Annotated in this window: 4 protein-coding genes; all 4 read right to left on the bottom strand. The window is 65.6% G+C overall.

The features are described from left to right. Positions 1-137: 137 nt before the first annotated feature. The gene (locus tag Q8P46_17235) at positions 138-935 is read right to left on the bottom strand and encodes a TIGR02186 family protein (GenBank protein MDP2621892.1); all 798 of its coding nucleotides are present in this window, start codon (positions 933-935) and stop codon (positions 138-140) included. Then, positions 932-1,858 carry a sulfite exporter TauE/SafE family protein gene (locus Q8P46_17230; GenBank protein ID MDP2621891.1) on the bottom strand — a complete coding sequence of 309 codons (927 nt, stop codon included), beginning with the start codon at positions 1,856-1,858 and terminating at the stop codon, positions 932-934. Before Q8P46_17230 ends, Q8P46_17235 begins: the two co-directional genes overlap by 4 nt. A gap of 141 nt (positions 1,859-1,999) precedes the next feature. Then, positions 2,000-2,806: a histidinol-phosphatase gene (gene hisN / locus Q8P46_17225; GenBank protein ID MDP2621890.1), complete on the bottom strand. Its 807-nt coding sequence runs from the start codon at positions 2,804-2,806 to the stop codon at positions 2,000-2,002. Between the two features lie 203 nt (positions 2,807-3,009). Continuing rightward, on the bottom strand, positions 3,010-3,792 hold a 783-nt coding region (locus tag Q8P46_17220; GenBank protein MDP2621889.1), incomplete at its 5' end, for an N-formylglutamate amidohydrolase.

Here is a 3,792-nt window from a genome sequence, read left to right as displayed (position 1 = left end):
GCCTTCGGTGGGCCAAATCGGCCCACCGGGTTCGTTGCGGCGCTCGCCCGATATCCCGTATCGCGCGTCGCGGCCCGCGCCTGCCCGGATGAACCGATTTGGCCCATCGAATTGATCCCCTATAACCATGAACCGCTCTAGTCGCGGCGGAACACGATGCCGGCGAACCAGCCGAAAAAAATCGCCAGCGCCACCGCCGCGAGGCCGTAGAGCAGCGGCATTTCCGCCGCCAGATGGGTGACGAACTGCTCCACCCCGGACTTGCGGATGCTGATATCGTTGGCCGCCCGCGCCAGCAGGGCGCCGTCGCCGAACAGATAGATCTCGGCCCGGTATACGCCGACCGGAACGCTCGCCGGCAGCGGGATCTGCGCCTTGAACAGCGCCGGGCTCAGAAACTCTACGCCGAAGGGGTCTTCGACATAGTGGGCGCGCTGGCGCATAAGTCGCACCACGGCCTCTCGAAAGATAGTCGCGCCGGCGGCCGGAGTTCCGGACTCCGTCCCCGGTTCGAGCAGGATCAACTGCTTGAGGCTAAGCTGGAATTGGGACAGAACCAACGTGTCGGCGATGTCGGTCAGCGGCCGGCTCGACAGGATTGCGAGGTAGCTCGGCGCCTCGACATAGTGCCGGGACTGAGCGTTGACCCAGATGCCGGCCAGCCGCGACTTGCGCCGGACGACGATCTCCTGCTTCGGACCGCGTGTCACGATGACGATATCGTAGCCCCGCGGCCGGGCGACGGTCTGCGCGTCGCGCTCGATGGTTCCGAACAGCACGATCTCCGCGCCGGTAAAGGTGGATTCGATGGACACCCTGTCCGCCGAGACGGCGGTGATGAGCTCCTCGGCCGCCGCCGAGCGGCCAAATGCCACGACCGTCAGGACCATGACGGCCAGCATCGCGCGGCGACTAGAAGCGTACGGCCCGGTCATTGATGCAGGCTCCCGAGACTCAGCGAGAAAAGCTCCTCCGGGGTCACGACCAGCTCGATGGCAAGGCGCGTGCAAACGCCGAGCACCATCAGCGCCAGCAGCGCCCGCAACTGCTCGCCCTTGAGCTTCTGCCCCGCCTGGGCGCCGAACTGCGCGCCGATCACTCCGCCCGCCATCAGGATGATGGCGAGGATCATGTCCACCGTCTGGTTGGTGGTGGCGTGCAGAACGGTCACCAGCGCGGTGACCATCACCACCTGGAACAGAGACGTCCCGATGACGACGTTGGTCGGCACCCGCAGAATGTAGATCAGGGCCGGCACCATGACGAACCCGCCGCCAATGCCCATGACCGCAGCGAGCAGACCGACGACCACGCCGATGCCGATCACCGGGATCGCGCTGACATAGATTCCGGAGCGCTTGAAGCGCATCTTGAAGGGCAGCCCATGGACCCACATGTGCTGGCCCGGCCGGCGAATGATCGGCGGCTTGCCGTGCCGCGCGCGGACAATGGCGCGAACGCTTTCCAGCATCATCAGCGCGCCGATGATGCCGAGAAAGGTGACGTAGCTGAGCGAGATGACGAGATCGATCTGGCCCAGCGCGCGGAACAGGCTGAACAGCCAGATGCCGATCAGCGCGCCGAACACGCCGCCGACCAGGAGCACCGTGCCGAGCTTCAAATCGATGCCGCGCCGGCGCCAATGGGCCATGGCGCCGGAGACCGACGAGGCGGCGATCTGGCTCGCCTGCGTGCCCACCGCCACCGCCGGTGGAATGCCGGAAAAGATCAACAGCGGCGTCAACAGGAAGCCGCCGCCGACACCGAACATTCCGGAAAGGAAGCCGATGGCCCCGCCCATTCCGAATATGAAAAACAGGTTTACCGAGAGTTCGGCGATCGGCAGATAGACCTGCATGACATGCCCGAGCGCTGTCGGAAAACCGATCCGAGGCGGTCGCAAGGCGCCGCGGCGCGGCCCTTGCTTCGAGCACAGAGGTTAAACGCCTCCGCGCCGGGCCTGTCAATCGTGGCCCCGTCGGCGCCGGAAACGATTGCCTCAGCCGGCGAGGATTTGCAGCGCCGCTGCGTGGACCCGCCGGTCGCCGGCGGCAAGCACCCGGCCGCCGTCGAGGGCCGAGCCGCCGTTCCAGTCGGTGACGATGCCGCCGGCCCCCTCGATGATCGGAACGAGCGGGACGATGTCGTGCGCCTTCAGCCCGGTCTCGGCGACGAGATCGATATGCCCATCCGCGACCATGCAATAAGCGTAGCAGTCGCCGCCATAGCGCGACAGGCGCACCTGGGCTTCGAGAACCCGGTAGCGCGCAAGGTCGGCTTCATCCTCGATCAGCGACGGGCTCGTCGTCGTCAGCATGGCTTTATCGAGCGCGCCGCAGCGCCGGCTTTTCAGCGTCCGGTCGCCGGCCGGCCCCCGATAATGGGCCCGGCCGCCGTGGCCGATGAAGAGTTCGCCGGTGAAGGGCTGGCTCATCAGCCCGAGAATGGGAATGCCGCGGCGCATCAGGCCGACGAGCGTTCCCCAACCGGCAAAGCCGATGACGAAGGACTTGGTGCCGTCGATCGGGTCGAGCACCCAGACATGCTCGGCGTCCGCATTGCGGTCGGAAAATTCCTCGCCCTTGATCCCATGGTCGGGGAAGCGCGCTGCGATCATTCGGCGCATCACGGTCTCGGCGGTGCGATCCGCCTCGGTGACCGGATCGAACAGCGATCCGTCGCCCTTATCCTCGACGGTAAGCGGCGTGCGGAAATGCGGCAGGATCGCCTTGCCGGCCGCCGCCGCCAGCTCTTCGGCAAAGGCGGCAAGCGCCGGCAGGGCTTCGGCATCCGGGCGAGGGCTCACATCATGGCTCCTGGGACAGAACCGTGAAACGGTGCGACGAAAACGCCGGTTGCGAAATTAGGACTTGCATTTGTGCGGTGCAAGAACTATTTTGTTGCAATGCGGTAGAGATCGTGCCACGGTCATACCGCAGCCCACCTTTGGGCATTTCCTCCCTAGACTTGGGCCACGGTTGATTCCGTGGCCTTTTTTTGCCCGCATTTTTATTCGGCGGCCTGACGCGGCGGCGTGAGCCATGCCGGGTCGATGGCAATGAGAGCGTCGGCAAGTGCTGTCAGATCGGATTTGGTCTGGGCGAAGCCGGGCGTCTTGTCCAGCGTGACCTCGTCCATGTAGAGTGCGCGGTTGACCTCGATCTGCAGCGCGTGCAGCCCGCGTGCCGGATTTCCGTAACGCTCGGTGATATAGCCGCCGGCATAGGGCTTGTTGCGGCGCACGCTGTAGCCGAGATCCTCCAGGACCGATTGCGCCTCGTCGGTGATCCTGCTGGTGCAGGACGTGCCGTAGCGGTCGCCGAGCACGAAATCGGGCCGCGGCGTCTGGCCGTCGCCGGCCGCCGTGGCGGGCATGGAATGACAATCGATGAGGATGGCGACGCCGAATGTCCGCTGTAATGCGACGAGCTGCCGGCCGAGCGCACGGTGGTAGGGCTTGTAAAGCTGTTCGATGCGCCTCAAGGCTTCGTCGACGGGGAGCGGCTGGTCGTAGATCTCGTGGGTGTCGGCGACGATACGGGCGATGGTGCCGAGCCCGCCGGTGACCCGAAGCGAGCGGGTATTGGCGAAGGCCGGCAGCCGCGCGTCGAACATGTGCGGATCGAGCTCATAAGGCTCGCGGTTGACGTCGAGATAGGCCCGGGGGAAATGCGCGCGCAGCAGCGGCGCCCCCAGATGCGGCGCGCGCGCGAACAGCTCATCTATATAGGCGTCTTCCGACTGCCGTATGGAGAGATGGTCGAGCCGGGTCATGGCGAGGAAGCGCTCAGG

This window comes from Hyphomicrobiales bacterium (assembly GCA_030688605.1).
Classification (GTDB): domain Bacteria; phylum Pseudomonadota; class Alphaproteobacteria; order Rhizobiales; family NORP267; genus JAUYJB01.
The sequence above is the reverse complement of the archived record's forward strand: the minus strand, read 5'-3'. Positions and strand labels throughout refer to the sequence as shown.